General features: G+C 52.3%; 15 protein-coding genes, 1 tRNA gene and 4 rRNA genes. 11 read left to right on the top strand and 9 right to left on the bottom strand.

The features are described 5' to 3' along the window. Window positions 1-6: 6 nt before the first annotated feature. On the bottom strand, window positions 7-516 hold the full coding sequence (def, locus tag ACN9MQ_RS20495) for a peptide deformylase (protein WP_008503479.1): 510 nt from the start codon (window positions 514-516) through the stop codon (window positions 7-9). 128 nt (window positions 517-644) lie between these two features. Here def and dprA point away from each other — a divergent pair, with 128 nt between their 5' ends. The 6 genes from dprA to ACN9MQ_RS20465 are packed head-to-tail and all read left to right on the top strand — an operon-like array spanning window position 645 to window position 4,428. Beyond that, window positions 645-1,769 (top strand): DNA-protecting protein DprA, encoded by a 1,125-nt coding sequence (gene dprA / locus ACN9MQ_RS20490; RefSeq protein ID WP_410377829.1) that lies wholly within the window; start codon window positions 645-647, stop codon window positions 1,767-1,769. Next, window positions 1,741-2,214, top strand: a complete 474-nt coding sequence (gene smg, locus ACN9MQ_RS20485) for a DUF494 family protein Smg (protein WP_014171887.1) — start codon at window positions 1,741-1,743, stop codon at window positions 2,212-2,214. Before dprA ends, smg begins: the two co-directional genes overlap by 29 nt. A 26-nt stretch (window positions 2,215-2,240) precedes the next feature. Beyond that, window positions 2,241-2,798 carry a DNA topoisomerase family protein gene (locus ACN9MQ_RS20480; protein WP_014171886.1) on the top strand — a complete coding sequence of 186 codons (558 nt, stop codon included), beginning with the start codon at window positions 2,241-2,243 and terminating at the stop codon, window positions 2,796-2,798. Further along, entirely contained in the window at window positions 2,788-3,360 is a 573-nt protein-coding gene (tsaC, locus tag ACN9MQ_RS20475) for an L-threonylcarbamoyladenylate synthase type 1 TsaC (RefSeq protein WP_086532951.1), read from the top strand. The genes ACN9MQ_RS20480 and tsaC overlap by 11 nt, the downstream gene beginning before the upstream one ends. A gap of 4 nt (window positions 3,361-3,364) precedes the next feature. Further along, the gene (gene aroE / locus ACN9MQ_RS20470) at window positions 3,365-4,183 is read left to right on the top strand and encodes a shikimate dehydrogenase (protein ID WP_410377830.1); all 819 of its coding nucleotides are present in this window, start codon (window positions 3,365-3,367) and stop codon (window positions 4,181-4,183) included. Then, entirely contained in the window at window positions 4,180-4,428 is a 249-nt protein-coding gene (locus ACN9MQ_RS20465; RefSeq protein ID WP_014171883.1) for a DUF1488 domain-containing protein, read from the top strand. Before aroE ends, ACN9MQ_RS20465 begins: the two co-directional genes overlap by 4 nt. On the opposite strand, the gene ACN9MQ_RS20460 is transcribed toward ACN9MQ_RS20465, so the two are convergent. After that, window positions 4,404-4,958, bottom strand: a complete 555-nt coding sequence (locus ACN9MQ_RS20460; protein WP_426021634.1) for a gamma carbonic anhydrase family protein — start codon at window positions 4,956-4,958, stop codon at window positions 4,404-4,406. The two genes, ACN9MQ_RS20465 and ACN9MQ_RS20460, sit on opposite strands and share 25 nt — an antisense overlap. Window positions 4,959-5,430: 472 nt before the next feature. Here ACN9MQ_RS20460 and ACN9MQ_RS20455 point away from each other — a divergent pair. The 5 genes from ACN9MQ_RS20455 (at window position 5,431) to rrf (ACN9MQ_RS20435) (ending at window position 10,512) form a co-directional block, all read left to right on the top strand. After that, window positions 5,431-6,970: ribosomal RNA gene (locus ACN9MQ_RS20455) — 16S ribosomal RNA — on the top strand. Window positions 6,971-7,178: 208 nt separating this feature from the next. After that, window positions 7,179-10,084: ribosomal RNA gene (locus tag ACN9MQ_RS20450) — 23S ribosomal RNA — on the top strand. 63 nt (window positions 10,085-10,147) lie between these two features. Continuing rightward, window positions 10,148-10,263: ribosomal RNA gene (gene rrf / locus ACN9MQ_RS20445) — 5S ribosomal RNA — on the top strand. 14 nt (window positions 10,264-10,277) lie between these two features. Continuing rightward, a tRNA-Thr gene (locus ACN9MQ_RS20440) sits at window positions 10,278-10,353 on the top strand. A gap of 43 nt (window positions 10,354-10,396) precedes the next feature. Beyond that, window positions 10,397-10,512, top strand: a 5S ribosomal RNA gene (rrf, locus tag ACN9MQ_RS20435). Together the 16S, 23S and 5S rRNA genes with 1 tRNA gene alongside form the textbook arrangement of a ribosomal RNA operon. Window positions 10,513-10,615: 103 nt before the next feature. Here rrf (ACN9MQ_RS20435) and ACN9MQ_RS20430 read toward each other — a convergent pair. From ACN9MQ_RS20430 to ACN9MQ_RS20400, 7 genes are all read right to left on the bottom strand, one after another. Beyond that, entirely contained in the window at window positions 10,616-11,374 is a 759-nt protein-coding gene (locus ACN9MQ_RS20430; protein WP_014171880.1) for an amino acid ABC transporter ATP-binding protein, read from the bottom strand. A gap of 7 nt (window positions 11,375-11,381) precedes the next feature. Beyond that, window positions 11,382-12,485 (bottom strand): amino acid ABC transporter permease, encoded by a 1,104-nt coding sequence (locus ACN9MQ_RS20425; RefSeq protein WP_426021124.1) that lies wholly within the window; start codon window positions 12,483-12,485, stop codon window positions 11,382-11,384. Window positions 12,486-12,494: 9 nt separating this feature from the next. Then, window positions 12,495-13,676 (bottom strand): amino acid ABC transporter permease, encoded by a 1,182-nt coding sequence (locus ACN9MQ_RS20420; RefSeq protein ID WP_311382906.1) that lies wholly within the window; start codon window positions 13,674-13,676, stop codon window positions 12,495-12,497. Between the two features lie 67 nt (window positions 13,677-13,743). Further along, entirely contained in the window at window positions 13,744-14,769 is a 1,026-nt protein-coding gene (locus ACN9MQ_RS20415) for an amino acid ABC transporter substrate-binding protein (protein WP_014171877.1), read from the bottom strand. Window positions 14,770-15,256: 487 nt separating this feature from the next. Further along, window positions 15,257-15,478: a lipoprotein gene (locus ACN9MQ_RS20410; RefSeq protein WP_008502867.1), complete on the bottom strand. Its 222-nt coding sequence runs from the start codon at window positions 15,476-15,478 to the stop codon at window positions 15,257-15,259. A gap of 303 nt (window positions 15,479-15,781) precedes the next feature. Beyond that, window positions 15,782-18,895, bottom strand: a complete 3,114-nt coding sequence (locus ACN9MQ_RS20405) for an efflux RND transporter permease subunit (RefSeq protein WP_426021125.1) — start codon at window positions 18,893-18,895, stop codon at window positions 15,782-15,784. 11 nt (window positions 18,896-18,906) lie between these two features. Beyond that, the gene (locus ACN9MQ_RS20400; protein ID WP_426021126.1) at window positions 18,907-20,046 is read right to left on the bottom strand and encodes an efflux RND transporter periplasmic adaptor subunit; all 1,140 of its coding nucleotides are present in this window, start codon (window positions 20,044-20,046) and stop codon (window positions 18,907-18,909) included. Window positions 20,047-20,179: the final 133 nt, after the last annotated feature.

Raw genomic sequence — 20,179 nt, 5'->3', positions numbered from 1 at the left:
GGGACGTTATGCGCGAGAACGCAAACGGTCCAGTTTCTCTACTTTCTGACGAATTCGTTGCTGCTTCAGCGGCGAGAGATAATCGATAAACAGTTTACCGACCAGATGATCCATCTCATGCTGAATACAGATCGCCAGCAGGTCGTCAGCTTCCAGTTCGAACGGATTGCCGTCACGATCCAGGGCGCGAATTTTCACTTTTTCGGCACGCGGCACTAAAGCACGCTGTTCCGGAATAGACAGACAACCTTCCTCAATACCTGTTTCGCCACTCTTCTCGAGCAGCTCAGGATTGATTAACACCAGGCGGCCATCGCGATTTTCAGATACGTCGATCACGATAATACGCTTGTGAATGTCGACCTGAGTGGCCGCAAGACCAATACCTTCTTCGGCGTACATGGTATCGAACATATCATCAACGATACGCTGAATTTCTGCATTCACTTCTTTTACCGGTTCAGCGACGATGCGAAGGCGCTCGTCCGGAATATGTAACACTTGCAAAACTGCCATAAATTTCCAGAGTCGTGTTCAGGAGTTGATAAGAATATTATCTCCTATTCTAGACAAAACCCCCATCGATTGACAGCATCAGTGACCAATCGCAATGATTGCGGAGGCCGCTTATGGCAGGGGAAAGGATGACGTCGACTGAGTTATGGCTACGGTTAATACACACCGGTTCTCTTTATGGCGATGTGATGCTGGAAGCGGCAGCACGATTGCACAACCAGACAACCATTGATGGTCCTGTTGTCAGAGACGCCGGTCTGTCTGTCAAACAGGCTGCACGGTTCTTTGCGCTCAGAGAAAGTGAGCTGGAAAGTAGCCTGCTCTGGCTTGAGCAGCCGGGTAACTATCTGATCACGGCGGATCACCCCCTTTATCCCCCCTTACTCCGGACGATCCCGGATTGTCCAGGCGCAGTCTTTGTTAAAGGCAACCCTAATGTACTGAATGCAGTTCAACTGGCGGTTGTTGGCAGCCGTGCGCCGTCATGGTACGGCGAGCGATGGGGAAAAATTCTCTGTGAACAGCTTTCTCAAAGTGGTTTAACGATCACCAGCGGGCTGGCCTGCGGTATTGACGGTATCGCCCACAACGCTGCGCTATCGGCAAAAGGGCGTAGCGTTGCGGTGCTGGGTAACGGTCTCTTTAGTATTTATCCTCGTCGGCATCAGGCGCTGGCTGCGCGGCTTATCGATTCTGGTGGCGCGATAGTGTCTGAGTTTCCGCTATCAGCGCAGCCCCGGCCGGGACACTTTCCCCGGCGTAATCGAATTATCAGCGGGCTAAGTCAGGGGGTGTTCGTGGTTGAAGCAGCGGTACGCAGCGGTTCGCTTGTGACCGCACGGTGCGCGCTTGAGCAGGGGCGAGACGTGTTTGCCTTACCCGGCCCAATTGGTAACCCGGGATGCGAAGGGCCGCACTGGCTGATAAAGCAGGGTGCAACACCGGTAACGGAAGTCAGGGACATTCTTGAAAATTTGCAATATGGATTGCAATGGCTGCAGGAAGATCCCGAAAAGCGACATTATTCATCAGATCAGGGAAAGGTGGCATTGCCATTTCCCAAGCTCCTGGCTAACGTAGGAGATGAGGTAACACCTGTTGACGTTGTCGCTGAACGTGCCGGCCAACCTGTGCCAGTTACGGTAGCACAGCTACTCGAACTGGAGTTAGCAGGATGGATCGCAGCTGTACCCGGCGGCTATGTCCGATTAAGGAGGGCAAGCCATGTTCGACGTACTGATGTATTTGTTTGAGACTTACATCCATAACGAAGCAGAAATGCGAGTGGATCAGGACAAATTGACACAGGATCTTACCGATGCGGGGTTTGAGCGGGAAGATATCTATAATGCGTTGATGTGGCTGGAAAAACTGGCTGATTATCAGGAAGGCCTCGCCGAACCGATGCAGTTAGCTTCTGACCCATTGTCTGTGCGCATCTACACAGCTGAAGAGTGTGAAAGGCTGGACGCGAGCTGCCGGGGATTCATTTTATTCCTTGAGCAGATTCAGGTGCTAAACCTCGAAACGAGAGAGATGGTGATAGAGCGCGTTATGGCGCTGGATACGGCAGACTTCGAACTGGAAGACCTCAAGTGGGTCATCCTGATGGTTCTGTTTAATATTCCAGGCTGTGAAAATGCCTATCAGCAAATGGAAGAATTACTCTTTGAAGTGAATGAAGGTATGCTGCATTAATTCAATGTGCAGCACCAAGAGTTGTTATGGCCAAATCAGCACTATTCACGGTGCATAAAAATGAGCCCTGTCCGCAGTGCGGGGCTGAACTTGTTATTCGGTCCGGGAAACACGGCCCGTTTCTCGGTTGTTCCCACTATCCGGAATGTGATTATGTCCGTCCCCTGAAAAGCCAGGCGGATGGACATATCGTCAAAATTCTGGAGGGACAGCTTTGCCCTCTTTGCGGCGGCGAGTTAGCGCTACGTCAGGGCCGTTTCGGCATGTTTATTGGCTGTAGCCACTATCCTGAATGTGAACATACAGAACAAATTGATAAACCTGATGAAACGGCTATTGCCTGTCCTCAATGCCAGCGTGGACAGCTCGTGCAGCGCCGTTCTCGTTTTGGTAAGACCTTTCATTCCTGCGATCGCTATCCTGAATGTCAGTTTGTTATCAATTTCAAACCGGTAGCGGGTGTCTGCTCTCATTGCAATTATCCGCTACTTATAGAGAAAAAAACGGCGCAAGGTTTGAAACGCTTCTGCGCCAGTAAACAATGTGGAAAGCCGGTTCCGGCGGATCAAAACAGTGAAGAATAACCTGCCATCAGGCTCTATTGCTCATGCGGTGGATGTCCTGAAAAATGAAGAAGTCATCGCCTATCCAACTGAAGCTGTTTTTGGGGTCGGTTGCGATCCTGACAGCGAAACGGCCGTTGGCCGACTGCTCACACTTAAACAGAGGCCAGTCGAAAAAGGGCTTATTTTAATCGCTGCTAACTATGAGCAGCTTAAACCTTATATCGATGATTCCATGCTAACGCCGGAGCAGCGGGAGACTATTTTCTCAGCATGGCCCGGCCCCGTGACCTTTGTTTTCCCGGCGAAGCCGACAACGCCGCGCTGGTTGACCGGGCGCTTTGATTCCCTCGCAGTGCGCGTGACGGACCATCCGATGGTGGTCGAGCTTTGCCTGGCCTTTGGGAAACCACTGGTCTCAACCAGCGCGAATCTGACCGGGCAGCCACCTTGCCGTACAACCGATGAAGTACGGGCGCAGTTTGGGAATGATTTCCCGGTTGCCGTCGGTGAGACGGGAGGGCGCCTCAATCCGTCTGAAATCCGCGACGCCTTGACCGGCGAACGTTTTCGCCAGGGGTAATCCAATGGAAACCTATGCTGTTTTTGGTAATCCGATAGCACACAGCAAGTCACCGTTAATCCATCAACTGTTTGCCGAGCAACTGCAAATAAATCATCCCTATGGCCGCGTGCTGGCACCCGTTGATGCATTTATTCCTGCGCTGGAGGGTTTCTTCAACGCGGGTGGCAAAGGTGCGAATGTAACGGTACCGTTTAAAGAGGAAGCCTTCGAACGTGCGGATGAACTCACCGAGCGTGCTTCCCTTGCGGGTGCAGTGAATACCTTAAAACGGCTTGAGGATGGACGCCTGCTGGGAGATAACACTGATGGAATTGGTTTACTAAGCGATCTGGAAAGGCTCTCGTTTATTAAGCCTGGTTTCAGGGTTCTGCTGATTGGTGCGGGCGGAGCGTCACGGGGAGTATTGCTGCCTCTGCTGTCACTGGATTGCGCGGTGACCATTACAAACAGGACCTTCTCGCGGGCAGAAACGCTGGCTGCGTTGTTCGCACATACCGGCAGCGTGAGCGCGGTCGCCCTGGATGAACTTGCCGATCGTGAGTTTGATCTGATCATCAACGCCACCTCCAGCGGTATCGGTGGTGACGTGCCGGCGATCTCTGCTTCGCTGGTAAGTGCCCATATTTACTTCTACGACATGTTCTATCAGAAAGGGAAGACACCTTTTTTGAACTGGTGTGAACAGCACGGCGGAAAACACGTAGCCGATGGGCTGGGAATGCTGGTGGGGCAGGCGGCACACGCGGTGCTGCTCTGGCACGGTGTATTGCCTTCGGTCGAACCGGTCATTGAAAAGCTGAAAAGGGAGCTCACGGCGTGAATCAGGCAATTCATTTTCCGGACAGGGAAAGCTGGGACGAGAGTAAACAGGCGGTCTGTTTCCCGGTGCTGGTGCATGGAATGCAACTTACCTGCGCCATTCGTGGGGAAACGCTGTTGCGTCGCTTTGGTGGTTCAGACCCGTTAGAGGTGTTTTGTGAAAATCGCTGGGATCTTGAAGAGGAAGCCAGCGATTTAATCCGCGATCAGCAGGAAGACGATCAGGGCTGGGTCTGGGTATCCTGACTCAGATAGTCATTCTTCCATTTAACGTAGTTATTCGCCGAGTATTTTAATCCTTCGATCTCTGCCTCCTTCAGGGGGCGGATCTGTTTTACCGGGCTTCCCAAATAGAGATAGCCGCTCTCCAGTCTTTTGTTCTGGGGAACAAGGCTGCCTGCGCCAATCATCACGTCATCTTCTACAATGACGCCATCCAGCAAAATCGACCCCATGCCAACAAGAACCCGATTACCAATAGTGCAGCCGTGAAGCATCACTTTATGGCCGACGGTGACATCTTCTCCAATGATGAGTGGATTGCCCTGGGGGTTATAGGAGGATTTGTGGGTTACGTGCAGAACGCTACCGTCCTGAATATTGGTGCGTGTACCAATGGTCACATGGTTTACATCCCCCCGGATGGCGACGAGCGGCCAGATACTGACGTCATCGGCCATTCGAACATCGCCGATGACCACGCTGCTGGCATCGATCATCACGCGATCGCCTTTTTGGGGGAAAAGATCTTTATAAGGACGTAATACTGCGGACATATCTACCTCGAACGATGAGCACTATATAGAAGACTTGATCATATTATTGGATCGAGGCAAGGCAAAAAGCGTCAATATTTAAGCATATTGGGTGGGATTTCAGCGAAAAGCGCGGAAAATCGACAGTTGGAAAAAAAGATCCAAAAAGTACTTGTGCTAAAAATTGGGATCCCTATAATGCGCCTCCATCGACACGGCGGATGTGAATCACTTCACAGTTAACCCGGTCGGTTGAAGAGAAAAAATCCTGAACTTCAGGGTTGACTCTGAAAGAGGAAAGCGTAATATACGCCACCTCGCGACGGTGAGCTGTAAGCCGCGTCGCAACTGCTCTTTAACAATTTATCAGACAATCTGTGTGGGCACTCAAAGTGACATGGATTCTTAATGTCTTCGGACACTAAATGAATACCAAGTCTCTGAGTGAACATACGTAATTCATTACGAAGTTTAATTCACGAGCATCAAACTTAAATTGAAGAGTTTGATCATGGCTCAGATTGAACGCTGGCGGCAGGCCTAACACATGCAAGTCGAACGGTAGCACAGAGAGCTTGCTCTCGGGTGACGAGTGGCGGACGGGTGAGTAATGTCTGGGAAACTGCCTGATGGAGGGGGATAACTACTGGAAACGGTAGCTAATACCGCATAACGTCGCAAGACCAAAGAGGGGGACCTTCGGGCCTCTTGCCATCAGATGTGCCCAGATGGGATTAGCTAGTAGGTGGGGTAACGGCTCACCTAGGCGACGATCCCTAGCTGGTCTGAGAGGATGACCAGCCACACTGGAACTGAGACACGGTCCAGACTCCTACGGGAGGCAGCAGTGGGGAATATTGCACAATGGGCGCAAGCCTGATGCAGCCATGCCGCGTGTATGAAGAAGGCCTTCGGGTTGTAAAGTACTTTCAGCGGGGAGGAAGGTGTTGTGGTTAATAACCGCAGCAATTGACGTTACCCGCAGAAGAAGCACCGGCTAACTCCGTGCCAGCAGCCGCGGTAATACGGAGGGTGCAAGCGTTAATCGGAATTACTGGGCGTAAAGCGCACGCAGGCGGTCTGTCAAGTCGGATGTGAAATCCCCGGGCTCAACCTGGGAACTGCATTCGAAACTGGCAGGCTAGAGTCTTGTAGAGGGGGGTAGAATTCCAGGTGTAGCGGTGAAATGCGTAGAGATCTGGAGGAATACCGGTGGCGAAGGCGGCCCCCTGGACAAAGACTGACGCTCAGGTGCGAAAGCGTGGGGAGCAAACAGGATTAGATACCCTGGTAGTCCACGCCGTAAACGATGTCGACTTGGAGGTTGTGCCCTTGAGGCGTGGCTTCCGGAGCTAACGCGTTAAGTCGACCGCCTGGGGAGTACGGCCGCAAGGTTAAAACTCAAATGAATTGACGGGGGCCCGCACAAGCGGTGGAGCATGTGGTTTAATTCGATGCAACGCGAAGAACCTTACCTACTCTTGACATCCAGAGAACTTAGCAGAGATGCTTTGGTGCCTTCGGGAACTCTGAGACAGGTGCTGCATGGCTGTCGTCAGCTCGTGTTGTGAAATGTTGGGTTAAGTCCCGCAACGAGCGCAACCCTTATCCTTTGTTGCCAGCGGTCCGGCCGGGAACTCAAAGGAGACTGCCAGTGATAAACTGGAGGAAGGTGGGGATGACGTCAAGTCATCATGGCCCTTACGAGTAGGGCTACACACGTGCTACAATGGCGCATACAAAGAGAAGCGAACTCGCGAGAGCAAGCGGACCTCATAAAGTGCGTCGTAGTCCGGATTGGAGTCTGCAACTCGACTCCATGAAGTCGGAATCGCTAGTAATCGTAGATCAGAATGCTACGGTGAATACGTTCCCGGGCCTTGTACACACCGCCCGTCACACCATGGGAGTGGGTTGCAAAAGAAGTAGGTAGCTTAACCTTCGGGAGGGCGCTTACCACTTTGTGATTCATGACTGGGGTGAAGTCGTAACAAGGTAACCGTAGGGGAACCTGCGGTTGGATCACCTCCTTACCTTAAAGAACCTGCCTTTGTAGTGTCCACACAGATTGTCTGATGAATGATAAATTTCAAAATGTACTGCGAAGTGCATTGTGAAATTTTGCTCTTTAAAAATCTGGATCAAGCTGAAAATTGAAACGACACACAGTTAATGTGTGTTCGAGTCTCTCAAATTTTCGCAAGCCGGTGATGAATCGAAAGAAACATCTTCGGGTTGTGAGGTTAAGCGACTAAGCGTACACGGTGGATGCCCTGGCAGTCAGAGGCGATGAAGGACGTGCTAATCTGCGAAAAGCGCCGGCGAGGTGATATGAACCTTTGACCCGGCGATGTCCGAATGGGGAAACCCAGTGTGTTCCGACACACTATCGTTAACTGAATACATAGGTTAACGAGGCGAACCGGGGGAACTGAAACATCTAAGTACCCCGAGGAAAAGAAATCAACCGAGATTCCCCCAGTAGCGGCGAGCGAACGGGGAGCAGCCCAGAGTCTGAATCAGCTTGTGTGTTAGTGGAAGCGTCTGGAAAGTCGCACGGTACAGGGTGACAGTCCCGTACACGAAAGCACACAGGCTGTGAACTCGAAGAGTAGGGCGGGACACGTGGTATCCTGTCTGAATATGGGGGGACCATCCTCCAAGGCTAAATACTCCTGACTGACCGATAGTGAACCAGTACCGTGAGGGAAAGGCGAAAAGAACCCCGGCGAGGGGAGTGAAAAAGAACCTGAAACCGTGTACGTACAAGCAGTGGGAGCCTCTTTTATGGGGTGACTGCGTACCTTTTGTATAATGGGTCAGCGACTTATATTCTGTAGCAAGGTTAACCGTATAGGGGAGCCGAAGGGAAACCGAGTCTTAACTGGGCGTTAAGTTGCAGGGTATAGACCCGAAACCCGGTGATCTAGCCATGGGCAGGTTGAAGGTTGGGTAACACTAACTGGAGGACCGAACCGACTAATGTTGAAAAATTAGCGGATGACTTGTGGCTGGGGGTGAAAGGCCAATCAAACCGGGAGATAGCTGGTTCTCCCCGAAAGCTATTTAGGTAGCGCCTCGTGAACTCATCTTCGGGGGTAGAGCACTGTTTCGGCTAGGGGGCCATCCCGGCTTACCAACCCGATGCAAACTACGAATACCGAAGAATGTTATCACGGGAGACACACGGCGGGTGCTAACGTCCGTCGTGAAGAGGGAAACAACCCAGACCGCCAGCTAAGGTCCCAAAGTCATGGTTAAGTGGGAAACGATGTGGGAAGGCACAGACAGCCAGGATGTTGGCTTAGAAGCAGCCATCATTTAAAGAAAGCGTAATAGCTCACTGGTCGAGTCGGCCTGCGCGGAAGATGTAACGGGGCTAAACCATGCACCGAAGCTGCGGCAGCGACACTATGTGTTGTTGGGTAGGGGAGCGTTCTGTAAGCCGTTGAAGGTGTCCTGTGAGGGGTGCTGGAGGTATCAGAAGTGCGAATGCTGACATAAGTAACGATAAAGCGGGTGAAAAGCCCGCTCGCCGGAAGACCAAGGGTTCCTGTCCAACGTTAATCGGGGCAGGGTGAGTCGACCCCTAAGGCGAGGCCGAAAGGCGTAGTCGATGGGAAACAGGTTAATATTCCTGTACTTGGTGTTACTGCGAAGGGGGGACGGAGAAGGCTATGTTAGCCGGGCGACGGTTGTCCCGGTTTAAGCATGTAGGCGGAGGTTCCAGGTAAATCCGGTTCCTTGTTAACGCTGAGGTGTGATGACGAGGCACTACGGTGCTGAAGTAACAAATGCCCTGCTTCCAGGAAAAGCCTCTAAGCATCAGGTAACATCAAATCGTACCCCAAACCGACACAGGTGGTCAGGTAGAGAATACCAAGGCGCTTGAGAGAACTCGGGTGAAGGAACTAGGCAAAATGGTGCCGTAACTTCGGGAGAAGGCACGCTGATATGTAGGTGAAGCCCCTGCGGGTGGAGCTGAAATCAGTCGAAGATACCAGCTGGCTGCAACTGTTTATTAAAAACACAGCACTGTGCAAACACGAAAGTGGACGTATACGGTGTGACGCCTGCCCGGTGCCGGAAGGTTAATTGATGGGGTTAGCGGCAACGCGAAGCTCTTGATCGAAGCCCCGGTAAACGGCGGCCGTAACTATAACGGTCCTAAGGTAGCGAAATTCCTTGTCGGGTAAGTTCCGACCTGCACGAATGGCGTAATGATGGCCAGGCTGTCTCCACCCGAGACTCAGTGAAATTGAACTCGCTGTGAAGATGCAGTGTACCCGCGGCAAGACGGAAAGACCCCGTGAACCTTTACTATAGCTTGACACTGAACACTGGTCCTTGATGTGTAGGATAGGTGGGAGGCTTTGAAGCGTGGACGCCAGTCTGCGTGGAGCCAACCTTGAAATACCACCCTTTAATGGCTGGTGTTCTAACGTAGACCCGTGATCCGGGTTGCGGACAGTGTCTGGTGGGTAGTTTGACTGGGGCGGTCTCCTCCCAAAGAGTAACGGAGGAGCACGAAGGTTAGCTAATCCTGGTCGGACATCAGGAGGTTAGTGCAATGGCATAAGCTAGCTTGACTGCGAGAGTGACGGCTCGAGCAGGTGCGAAAGCAGGTCATAGTGATCCGGTGGTTCTGAATGGAAGGGCCATCGCTCAACGGATAAAAGGTACTCCGGGGATAACAGGCTGATACCGCCCAAGAGTTCATATCGACGGCGGTGTTTGGCACCTCGATGTCGGCTCATCACATCCTGGGGCTGAAGTAGGTCCCAAGGGTATGGCTGTTCGCCATTTAAAGTGGTACGCGAGCTGGGTTTAGAACGTCGTGAGACAGTTCGGTCCCTATCTGCCGTGGGCGCTGGAGAATTGAGGGGGGCTGCTCCTAGTACGAGAGGACCGGAGTGGACGCATCACTGGTGTTCGGGTTGTCATGCCAATGGCACTGCCCGGTAGCTAAATGCGGAAGAGATAAGTGCTGAAAGCATCTAAGCACGAAACTTGCCCCGAGATGAGTTCTCCCTGAGACTTTAAGTCTCCTGAAGGAACGTTGAAGACTACGACGTTGATAGGTCGGGTGTGTAAGCGCAGCGATGCGTTGAGCTAACCGATACTAATGAACCGTGAGGCTTAACCTTACAACGCCGAAGGTGTTTTGGCGATGAGAGACGATTTTCAGCTGATACAGATTACAGAATTTGCCTGGCGGCTTTAGCGCGGTGGTCCCACCTGACCCCATGCCGAACTCAGAAGTGAAACGCCGTAGCGCCGATGGTAGTGTGGGGTCTCCCCATGTGAGAGTAGGGAACTGCCAGGCATCAAATTTAGCGTGCTGATATGGCTCAGTTGGTAGAGCGCACCCTTGGTAAGGGTGAGGTCCCCAGTTCGACTCTGGGTATCAGCACCACTTTATACTTAGGTTAAAGTTCGGCAAGAAGTAAAAGAATTTGTCTGGCGGCTTTAGCGCGGTGGTCCCACCTGACCCCATGCCGAACTCAGAAGTGAAACGCCGTAGCGCCGATGGTAGTGTGGGGTCTCCCCATGTGAGAGTAGGGAACTGCCAGACATCAAACAAGTGAAGAGGCCATCCGAAAGGATGGCCTTTTTGCGTTATGTTTCCCGGAAAAAGTCAGACCCGGTAAGCGAAGCGCCACCGGGCTAAGACACGCTTAATGGATCACTTGTGACAGGAAAGCCCGCGTACGTTCAGATTTAGGATGTGCGAAGAACTCATCCGGCGGTGCCTGCTCAACGATTTCCCCACGATCCATAAAGATCACCCGATCGGCCACGGTTCTGGCAAACCCCATTTCGTGCGTCACACACAGCATGGTCATCCCGGACTGCGCCAGTCCAATCATGGTATCCAGTACCTCTTTCACCATTTCCGGATCCAGGGCGGATGTCGGTTCATCAAACAGCATAATTTTCGGTTTCATACAGAGCGAACGGGCGATAGCCACGCGCTGCTGCTGACCGCCTGATATCTGGCCGGGAAATTTATTGGCGTGCTCTGCGATTCGTACCCGTTCCAGGTAGTGCATCGCCAGTGCTTCAGCCTCCTTTTTAGGCATCTTTCGTACCCAAATTGGCGCAAGCGTACAGTTCTGCAGAACGGTCAGATGGGGAAACAAGTTAAAGTGCTGAAACACCATTCCCACTTCCTGGCGCACCCGTTCGATGTTACGAATATCTTCATTTAGCTCGATGCCATCAACAACAATGCGCCCCTGCTGATGTTCTTCAAGGTGGTTAATACAGCGAATGGTCGTGGATTTTCCGGACCCGGAAGGGCCACAAAGAACGATCCGTTCTCCCTGCTTAACCTTGAGGTTAATGTCTTTCAAAACATGAAACTGCCCGTACCATTTATTCACGTTTTCCAGCGTAATCATCGCGTCGGCAGGTGTCATAGTAATCTGGCTCATAATTTCCTCAGTGCGGTGTACGCCCGGTGTTAAAGCGCTTTTCCAGATGCTGGCTATAGCGCGACATGCTAAAACAAAAGATCCAGTAGATCAGAGCAGCAAAGACATATCCCTCGGTGGACATACCCAGCCAGGCAGGGTCAACGGTCGCCTGTTGCACGCTGCTAAAGAGATCGAACAGCCCGATGATGATCACCAGGCTGGTATCTTTGAAGAGGGCAATGATGGTATTGACCAGGCCCGGGATAACCAGCTTGAGTGCTTGTGGCAATATCACCAGCCCCTGCGTTTTCCAGTAGCCAAGCGCCAGTGATTCCGCCGCTTCGTACTGACCTTTAGGCAGAGCCTGCAGGCCCCCACGCACCACTTCCGCAACGTAAGCGGACTGGAAAAGGATGACCCCGACCAGGGCACGGATCAGTTTGTCTATCGTTGTCCCTTCTGCCATAAACAGCGGCAACATGACCGAAGACATAAACAGAACGGTGATAAGCGGTACGCCACGCCAGAATTCAATGAAAATAACGGAAAGCACACGTACGACAGACATTTTTGAGCGCCGCCCAAGCGCGAGCAAAATACCCCATGGCAGTGCGCCGGCTATCCCAACGGACGCGATAATCAGCGTCAGCGTTAACCCACCCCACTGACGTGTTTCAACACGTTCCAGCCCCAGGAAGCCGCCATACAACAGCACCCAAACAATAATGGGATACACCACTGCCCAACAGGCAATATAACGGCCCCGATGAGGCAGTTTTTTCCAGAACATTACGGCGATGGAGAGCAGCCCGATGGCCAGTGCCAAATTAATCCGCCAGCGCTGTTCATGCGGATACAATCCATACATGAACTGGCCAAAGCGCTCATGGATAAACACCCAGCAGGCCCCTGCTTTTGTACAGTCTGCGCGAGTGGATCCCGACCAGTTAGCCTGTAAAAAAGCCCAGTTCAGCAGTGGTGGAATTAATTCCCACATAAGCCACAAACATACAATTGTCAGCAGGCTGTTACTCCAGCTGGAGAACAGATTCTTACGCGCCCAGAGAATAAAACGTCCGCCTGTCGAACCGGCAGGGCGCGAGGAGTGCGACAGTATCGCTTTTGTCATCATAGATCCTTAGCGCTCGACCAGTGCTATACGACGGTTATAGAGGTTCATCAGCAACGAAATCACCAGGCTGATGATCAGATAGACAGACATTGTGATGGCGATAGTTTCAATGGCTTGTCCGGTCTGGTTAAGCACGGTTCCGGCAAACAGCGACACCATATCGGGGTAACCAATGGCGGCCGCCAGCGATGAGTTTTTGACAATATTGAGGTATTGACTGGTCAGCGGCGGAATGATGACCCGTAACGCTTGCGGAATAATGACCTGACGAAGCGTCACCGTATGGGGTAATCCCAGCGAGCGTGCCGCCTCGTGTTGTCCGTAAGGAACGGCCTGGATCCCCGCACGAATAATCTCGGCGATAAATGCAGAGGTATAAATCGAAAGCGCCAGCGTCAGGGCTGCCAGCTCAGGAATTAAAACCATTCCGCCCTGGAAGTTAAAGCCACGCAGCTGCGGAATATCCCAGTGAAGGGCGGCCCCAAACAGCCAGTGTGTCAGGAGTGGCAGACCAATGATAAGGATGGCGGCGGTTGGCCAGGTTTTACGAAGCTGCCCGGTTTTGAACTGATGCTTGCGGTTATAGCGGAACATGGCCGCTGAGAGAGCAAGCGCTATTACAAGGGCGGCAATGAAGGCATACAACCCTTCACCCGGCTGCGGAGAAGGAATATACAACCCGCGATTACTCAGGAAAAACAGATCAAGAGCGTCAATAGCCTGACGTGGCCCCGGCAGGTTGCGCAGCACGGCAAAATACCAGAAAAAGATCTGCAGCAGCGGCGGGATATTACGGAACGTCTCAATATAAAAAGTAGACAGTTTGCGCAGCAGCCAGTTTTCGGACAGACGTGCCAGACCAATAAAGAAGCCCAGTATGGAGGCAAAAACAATACAAAGTGCAGAGACCAGCAGCGTATTCAGTAAACCGACCATGAACACGCGTCCATACGTGTCGCCTTCCTGATAATCAATAAGGTGTTGAACAATGCCAAACCCCGCGCTGCGATCCAGAAAAGCAAAGCCGGAGGTAATACCGCGATTATTCAGGTTGGTTATAGTGTTATGGATGAGATACACGGCGATAAGAACAACCGCAATAATCGCAATAACCTGGAATAGCCAGGCGCGGACCGCGGGATGAGAAAAGGATAGCGATCCTTTTACGGCTGAGCGGCGATGGGACATAAAGAAACCTCGGTAACCATGACTCTGGGGCGGGCACTGCCTTAACAGTGCCCGTTACAGCAATGTCTTAACGTACTGGTGGCGCGTACTGAATACCGCCGTTGTTCCAGAGATTGTTCTGGCCGCGTTTGATCTTCAGAGGGCTTTCCGATCCCACGTTGCGCTCAAAGATCTCAGCGTAGTTACCCACCTGTTTGATGATGTTGTAAGCCCACTTGTTATCCAGCTTCAGATCCTTCCCGAAATCGCCCTCTGTTCCCAGCAGATGAGCCATATCCGGCGTGGACGGTTTAGCGGCTTTCTCGTCGACGTTTTTCGAGTTGATACCCATCTCTTCGGCATTCAGCATGGCAAACAGCGTCCAGCGAACAATGGAGAACCAGTCTTCATCGCCACGACGCACAACCGGTCCAAGAGGCTCCTTGGAGATCACTTCAGGCAGGACAATCCACTCCGCCGGGTTGCTCAGCTTAATACGCAAGGCGTACAGCTGTGACTGGTCAGAAGCCAGCGTGTCGCAACGACCGGATTCCAGCGCTTTGGCCGATTCATCGGAGCGATCGAATGTCACAGGGGTATATTTCATGTTATTTGCTTTGAAATAATCCGCGACGTTCAGCTCTGTATCGGTACCGGCCTGGATACAAACGGTCGCGCCATCCAGCTCTTTGGCGCTTTTCAGCCCCGCTTTATTGTGGGTCAGGAAACCGATACCGTCATAATAGGTCACGCCAGTAAATGCCATTCCCATGCCTGCATCACGGGAGGAGGTCCAGGTGGTATTACGGGAAAGCATGTCAACTTCGCCAGACTGTAATGCAGTAAAACGTTCTTTCGCCGTCAGCGGGGTATATTTTACTTTACTGTCGTCACCGAAAACGGCGGCGGCGACACCGCGGCAGACATCGACATCAATACCGGTAAATTTGCCGTTTGCATCGGCATAAGAGAAGCCAGGTAAACCGTCACTGATCCCACATTGAACAAACCCTTTCTTTTTAACGGCATCCAGTGTCGTACCCGCATGGGCCTGACCGGCTACAGCAAACAACATGCCCGCGGCGGCCAGGCTGGCTATCATCGTCTTTTTCATAATGCATCCTGTGTGGCGAAATTTATCGTTATAGAGGCGTTTTAAACGCTTTACCTGTCTGTGGCTTTGGCCAACGTTTATAAAGCAAACGTAATGCCAGGTTTTGCGCTCAACAAAATAGGTGACCAATGAACGCATAATGCTGAGTGTAGACAGGGTTAAATAAAGAGAGCGCCCCGAAACGGTGCGAAATTACAACCTGTGCCACAAATCGGAGCAAAACTTTCAGCGGCTATACCTTAAAAAGAAGAGATAGTTTCTGGGGTGAATATTGGCAGGGTATTAAATATAATTAATATGTGAAAATCATCACGATAGAATATGTAATTTAACGCTGTGCATTAAAAATATGTGACTGTCCGCAGGATGAAATAAACAAGGTGGGTAAAGACAGGGCTATTTTTTTACTTATCTGAAAACGCTGCACTCTTTAAAAGCAAAAGCGCGGACAGAGCCGCGCTTTCTACACACATGATACGTTCTGATGTTACTTCGTCAGAGCAACGATACCCAGCGTCAAACCTGCCACCGCGGCAGCACCACCGGCGATAGCACCTGCTGTTTCCCAGTTGTCCTGAGTGGTGCCTTTCATACAGGTATTGGTATGAACCAGTCGGCCTTGATCGTCGTATACCGGTACACATGGAGAGTCGTGCGCGCATCCAGCAAGCAGCGCAGCGAGTAGTGCAACGGAAATGAATCTTTTCATGATGTTACCTCAGTATTATTTCTCATTCGCTATACAGCCAGGAGGGCTATTAACGAACTGGAGACTATTTTACCACCGGGATAAGGCAACGTTGCACGGGGAATAATCTCAAATTATGTTGTTTGTAAAAATCGTGGAGAAAAGTCGCTGTCAGGATGAATTAATGGAGAAAATATGAAGACGTAACGCGGCGTTTTTACTTAATGCAAATGGTTAACTATTAATGCTGTGAGTATGACATATCTAATTCATTGTTTATGCCAAAAATAAAAAAGGCACCTGAGGTGCCTTTTTTGAGAAACATTACTCTTTATGTTTCGTAAACCGGCGCCGGACAACCACAAAGAAGACGGGCACGAAGAAAATGGCCAGAAGCGTTGCGGAAAGCATCCCTCCCATAACACCTGTCCCGACAGCATTTTGCGCGCCGCTCCCGGCTCCTCTGCTGATGACCAGTGGCATCACGCCAAGGATAAAGGCCAGCGACGTCATCAGGATCGGTCGAAGGCGCATTCTGGATGCTTCCAGTGTGGCTTCAATGATCCCTTTACCTTCTTTATCCATCAGATCCTTAGCAAACTCGACGATCAGAATGGCGTTTTTCGCTGACAGACCAATCGTTGTCAGCAGACCGACCTGGAAATAGACATCATTATTTAACCCGCGAATCGATGCGGCGAGAAGTGCGCCCGTGACACCCAGCGGCACAACCAGCATGACCGAGAAGGGAATAGACCAGCTTTCATAAAGCGCAGCCAGGCACAGGAACACCACAATCAGTGAAATGGCGTACAGGGCAGGTGCCTGGTTACCAGACAGTCGTTCCTGATAAGACATTCCCGTCCAGTCATGGCCGATACCGGAAGGCAGTTTTGCGGCGAGGTTCTCCATCAAGGCCATCGCCTCACCGGTACTTTTACCCGGCGCGGACTCACCGAGGATCTCCATCGAAGGCATCCCGTTGTAGCGCTCCAGGCGAGGCGAGCCATACACCCAGTGCGAGCTGCTAAAGGAGGAGAACGGCACCATTTCTCCGTTCTCGCTGCGCACGTAGAGGTTGTTGATGTCCCCTGGCAACATACGGAAGTGAGCGTCGGCCTGGACGTACACTTTTTTCACGCGTCCATGATCGATAAAGTCGTTCACATAGGTTCCCCCCAATGCCGTCGAGATCGTCTGGTTGACGTCAGAGAGGCTGACGCCCAGCGCCTGTGCCTTCTCCTGGTCGACATCCAGTTTGAACTGTGGGGTATCTTCCAGACCGTTAGGACGAACGCGAACCAGCAGATCGGGGTGCGCTTTCACCATACCGAGCAGCTGATTACGCGCCTGGGTCAGTTGGGTATGCCCCAGGTTAGCTTGATCAATCAACTCAAAGTCAAAGCCCGTTGCGGTACCCAGCTCGATAATCGCAGGCAGGTTAAACGGGAACACGAGGCCATCTTTAATCTGACTGAAGGCCTTTGTCGCACGCCTTACGATCGCCTCAACGCTATTTTCTGCTCCGGGACGCGCTTCCCAGGGCTTTAGGCTAACGAACGCAATACCGGAGTTCTGACCCTGACCACTAAAGCTAAAGCCGTTCACGGTAAACACCGATTCAACGTTAGCCTTCTCGTTGTTGAGATAATAGTTTTGAACCTGGTCAAGCACCTGCTGGGTTCGCATCTGGGTGGCACCGGCGGGGAGCTGGACCATGGTCATAAATACCCCCTGATCCTCTTCGGGCAGGAAGGAGGTGGGTAAGCGCAGGAACAGTACGGCCATGCCACCGACGATGATGACGTATACCACCAGATAGCGCCCGGTCTTACGCAAAATGCCGCTTACGCTATTGCTGTAATGCTTCACGCTCCGGTCAAAGAGCGCATTAAACCAGCCGAAGAAGCCACCTTTCTTTTCGTGGCTATCGCTGGAGACGGGCTTAAGCAAGGTGGCGCACAGTGCCGGTGTCAGAATCAGAGCGACCAGCACTGACAGCGCCATAGCCGAGACAATGGTCAGCGAGAACTGACGATAGATGGCTCCCGTTGAACCGCCAAAAAAGGCCATGGGGATAAAGACCGCTGAGAGCACCATGGCGATACCCACCAGTGCGCCCTGTATCTGCCCCATCGACTTCTGCGTCGCCTCTTTTGGCGGCAGCTTGTCCTCAACCATGACGCGTTCGACGTTCTCAACCACCACGATGGCGTCATCAACCAGCAGGCCAATCGCCAGCACCATACCGAACATGGTCAGGGTGTTGATGGAGAAACCGAACGCCGCCAGGATCGCAAACGTACCCAACAGCACGACCGGCACCGCAATTGTCGGGATAAGCGTCGCCCGCAGGTTTTGCAGGAAAAGATACATCACCAGGAAGACGAGAATGATCGCTTCGAACAGCGTTTTCACCACTTCGTGGATAGAGATCTTCACAAAAGGCGTGGTGTCATAGGGGTAGACTACTTTCAGCCCTTGCGGGAAGAACTGCTGGAGCTGGGCCAGTTTGCTCTTGATGGCGGCGGCCGTGTCCAGTGCGTTTGCACCGGTAGCCAGCTTAATCCCCAGGCCGGTTGCCGCTTGCCCGTTGATTTTGGTGACCATATTGTAGTTTTCGCCCCCCAGCTCAATGCGGGCCACATCTTTCAGATGAACCATGGAGCCGTCCTGGTTCACCTTGAGCGTCACGCGGCCAAACTCTTCCGGAGATTTCAGACGCGTTTGTGCAATGATCGAGGCGTTCAACTGCTGCCCCGGTACTGACGGCGTTCCGCCTAACTGGCCGGCCGCTATCTGGTCGTTCTGCGTTTTCAGCTGATTAATCACATCCAGTGGCGTCAGCTGGTATTTGTTCATCGCGTTGCTGTCGAGCCAGATGCGCATCGCATACTGGGCACCAAACAGCTGCACATCACCAACTCCCGTGGTGCGGCTAATGGCATCTTTCACGTTAGATGCGACATAGTCAGAGATGTCATCCTGCGTGAGGTCTTTGTTATCGGAAACAAAGCCTGCGACCAGCAGGAAGCTGCTGCTGGACTTCTCAACACCGATCCCTTGCTGCTGGACCTCTTGGGGGAGCAGAGGCATGGCGAGCTGCAGTTTGTTCTGCACCTGTACCTGCGCAATGTCCGGGTCTGTTCCAGACTGGAAGGTCAGCGTGATGGTGACATTACCTGCGGAATCGCTGGTGGATGACATATACATCAGGTTATCGATACCGTTCATGTTCTGTTCGATAACCTGCGTTACGGTATCCTGCACCGTTTGCGCATCAGCACCCGGATACGTTGCGGTGATAGCCACGGCGGGAGGGGCAATGGTCGGATACTGCGCGATGGGCAGTTTGAGAATAGCCAGCCCGCCTGCAATCATCAAAATGATGGCAAGCACCCAGGCGAAAACCGGCCGTTGGATAAAGAAATTAGCCATGTCGTCGTTCCTTAACCGGCTGGAGTCGTGGTGGTATCAGGCGTCGCGACGACGGTAGCGCCCGGTCTGACTTTTTGTAAGCCGCTGACAATGACGCGGTCGCCATTTTTCAGCCCTTCCGTCACCAGCCAGCGATCGCCAATCGCCTGAGGGGCAACGATGGTACGTGACTCAACCTGGTTTTTATCGTTAACCACCAGAACGGATGCATCACCGCGCGGCGTGCGGGTCACGCCTTGTTGTGGGACCAGAATCGCATCAGGCTGTGTGCCTTCATCAATGCGGGCCCGGACAAACATGCCAGGCAACAGCAGGTGCTGTGGGTTTGGGAAAATCGCGCGCAAGGTGATAGAGCCGGTACTTTCGTCGACCGTGACATCCGAGAACTGCAGCGTACCTTTCAACGGGTAGGGCTGACCATTCTCCATCACCAGCTCAACGGTGCTGGTGGCCTCTCCTTTTTGCAGGCTCGTCTGCTTCAGACGCATAAAATCACTGCTGGACTGGGTGACGTCGACATACATCGGATCAAGCTGCTGAACCGTTGCCAGGGCTGCGGCTTGCCCGTTGGTCACCAGCGCGCCTTCGGTGACGCTGGATTTACCGATGCGACCCTCGACGGGAGACGTCACTTTGGTATAGGCAAGATTAATGCGCGCGCTTTCAACGCCTGCCTGTGCGGCAACGACGCTGGCATCTGCTTGCTGCGCTGTCGCCACGGCCTGGTCGTATTCCTGCTTGCTGACATACTGCGTGCCAACCAGCGTGAGATAACGTTTTACCGTCAGGTGCGCAATGTTAGCCGCCGCCTGGGCCTTCGCGAGTTCACCTTTCGCGTTGTCATACGCAGCCTGATAGGTGGCAGGATCGATCTGATAAAGTGACTCGCCGGCTTTTACATCGCTTCCCTCTGTGAAGTTACGACGCAATATGATGCCGCTCACCTGAGGACGAACCTCCGCAACGCGAAAGGCATCTGTTCTGCCCGGGAGTTCGGTGGTGACAGCCAGAGGGGCGCTTTTCACTATATGCACGCTGACCTGAGGCGCCTGCGGATGCGGTGGTTGGTTTTCCTGACCATCGCATCCAGCGAGCAGTACCGCGCAGACAATAAAACCGGATAAGGGCAAACGTCTGAAATAATTCGTCATTACTGTTCCTTTAAATACCCATGAACCGATATTTGCCGTGAATCGGTAGCAGGGCAGAGGGAGAAAAATAAAATGTAGGGCGTATAATAATGAGGGTAATTAATGTTTTTTAATTTATAAGTGCGAATGAACA

Source organism: Enterobacter sp. R-25 (assembly GCF_049913205.1).
In the GTDB taxonomy this organism is placed as follows: domain Bacteria; phylum Pseudomonadota; class Gammaproteobacteria; order Enterobacterales; family Enterobacteriaceae; genus Enterobacter; species Enterobacter ludwigii.
The sequence above is the reverse complement of the archived record's forward strand: the minus strand, read 5'-3'. Positions and strand labels throughout refer to the sequence as shown.

Coding starts and splice junctions, on each gene's coding strand:
- ACN9MQ_RS20400 (WP_426021126.1), bottom strand. CDS start 20,046: ATGACGAATTATTTCAGACGTTTGCCCTTATCCGGTTTTATTGTCTGC.
- smg (WP_014171887.1), top strand. CDS start 1,741: ATGTTCGACGTACTGATGTATTTGTTTGAGACTTACATCCATAACGAA.
- ACN9MQ_RS20480 (WP_014171886.1), top strand. CDS start 2,241: ATGGCCAAATCAGCACTATTCACGGTGCATAAAAATGAGCCCTGTCCG.
- ACN9MQ_RS20425 (WP_426021124.1), bottom strand. CDS start 12,485: ATGACAAAAGCGATACTGTCGCACTCCTCGCGCCCTGCCGGTTCGACA.
- ACN9MQ_RS20460 (WP_426021634.1), bottom strand. CDS start 4,958: ATGTCCGCAGTATTACGTCCTTATAAAGATCTTTTCCCCCAAAAAGGC.
- ACN9MQ_RS20405 (WP_426021125.1), bottom strand. CDS start 18,895: ATGGCTAATTTCTTTATCCAACGGCCGGTTTTCGCCTGGGTGCTTGCC.
- ACN9MQ_RS20410 (WP_008502867.1), bottom strand. CDS start 15,478: ATGAAAAGATTCATTTCCGTTGCACTACTCGCTGCGCTGCTTGCTGGA.
- ACN9MQ_RS20415 (WP_014171877.1), bottom strand. CDS start 14,769: ATGAAAAAGACGATGATAGCCAGCCTGGCCGCCGCGGGCATGTTGTTT.
- def (WP_008503479.1), bottom strand. CDS start 516: ATGGCAGTTTTGCAAGTGTTACATATTCCGGACGAGCGCCTTCGCATC.
- ACN9MQ_RS20430 (WP_014171880.1), bottom strand. CDS start 11,374: ATGAGCCAGATTACTATGACACCTGCCGACGCGATGATTACGCTGGAA.
- ACN9MQ_RS20420 (WP_311382906.1), bottom strand. CDS start 13,676: ATGTCCCATCGCCGCTCAGCCGTAAAAGGATCGCTATCCTTTTCTCAT.
- dprA (WP_410377829.1), top strand. CDS start 645: ATGACGTCGACTGAGTTATGGCTACGGTTAATACACACCGGTTCTCTT.
- aroE (WP_410377830.1), top strand. CDS start 3,365: ATGGAAACCTATGCTGTTTTTGGTAATCCGATAGCACACAGCAAGTCA.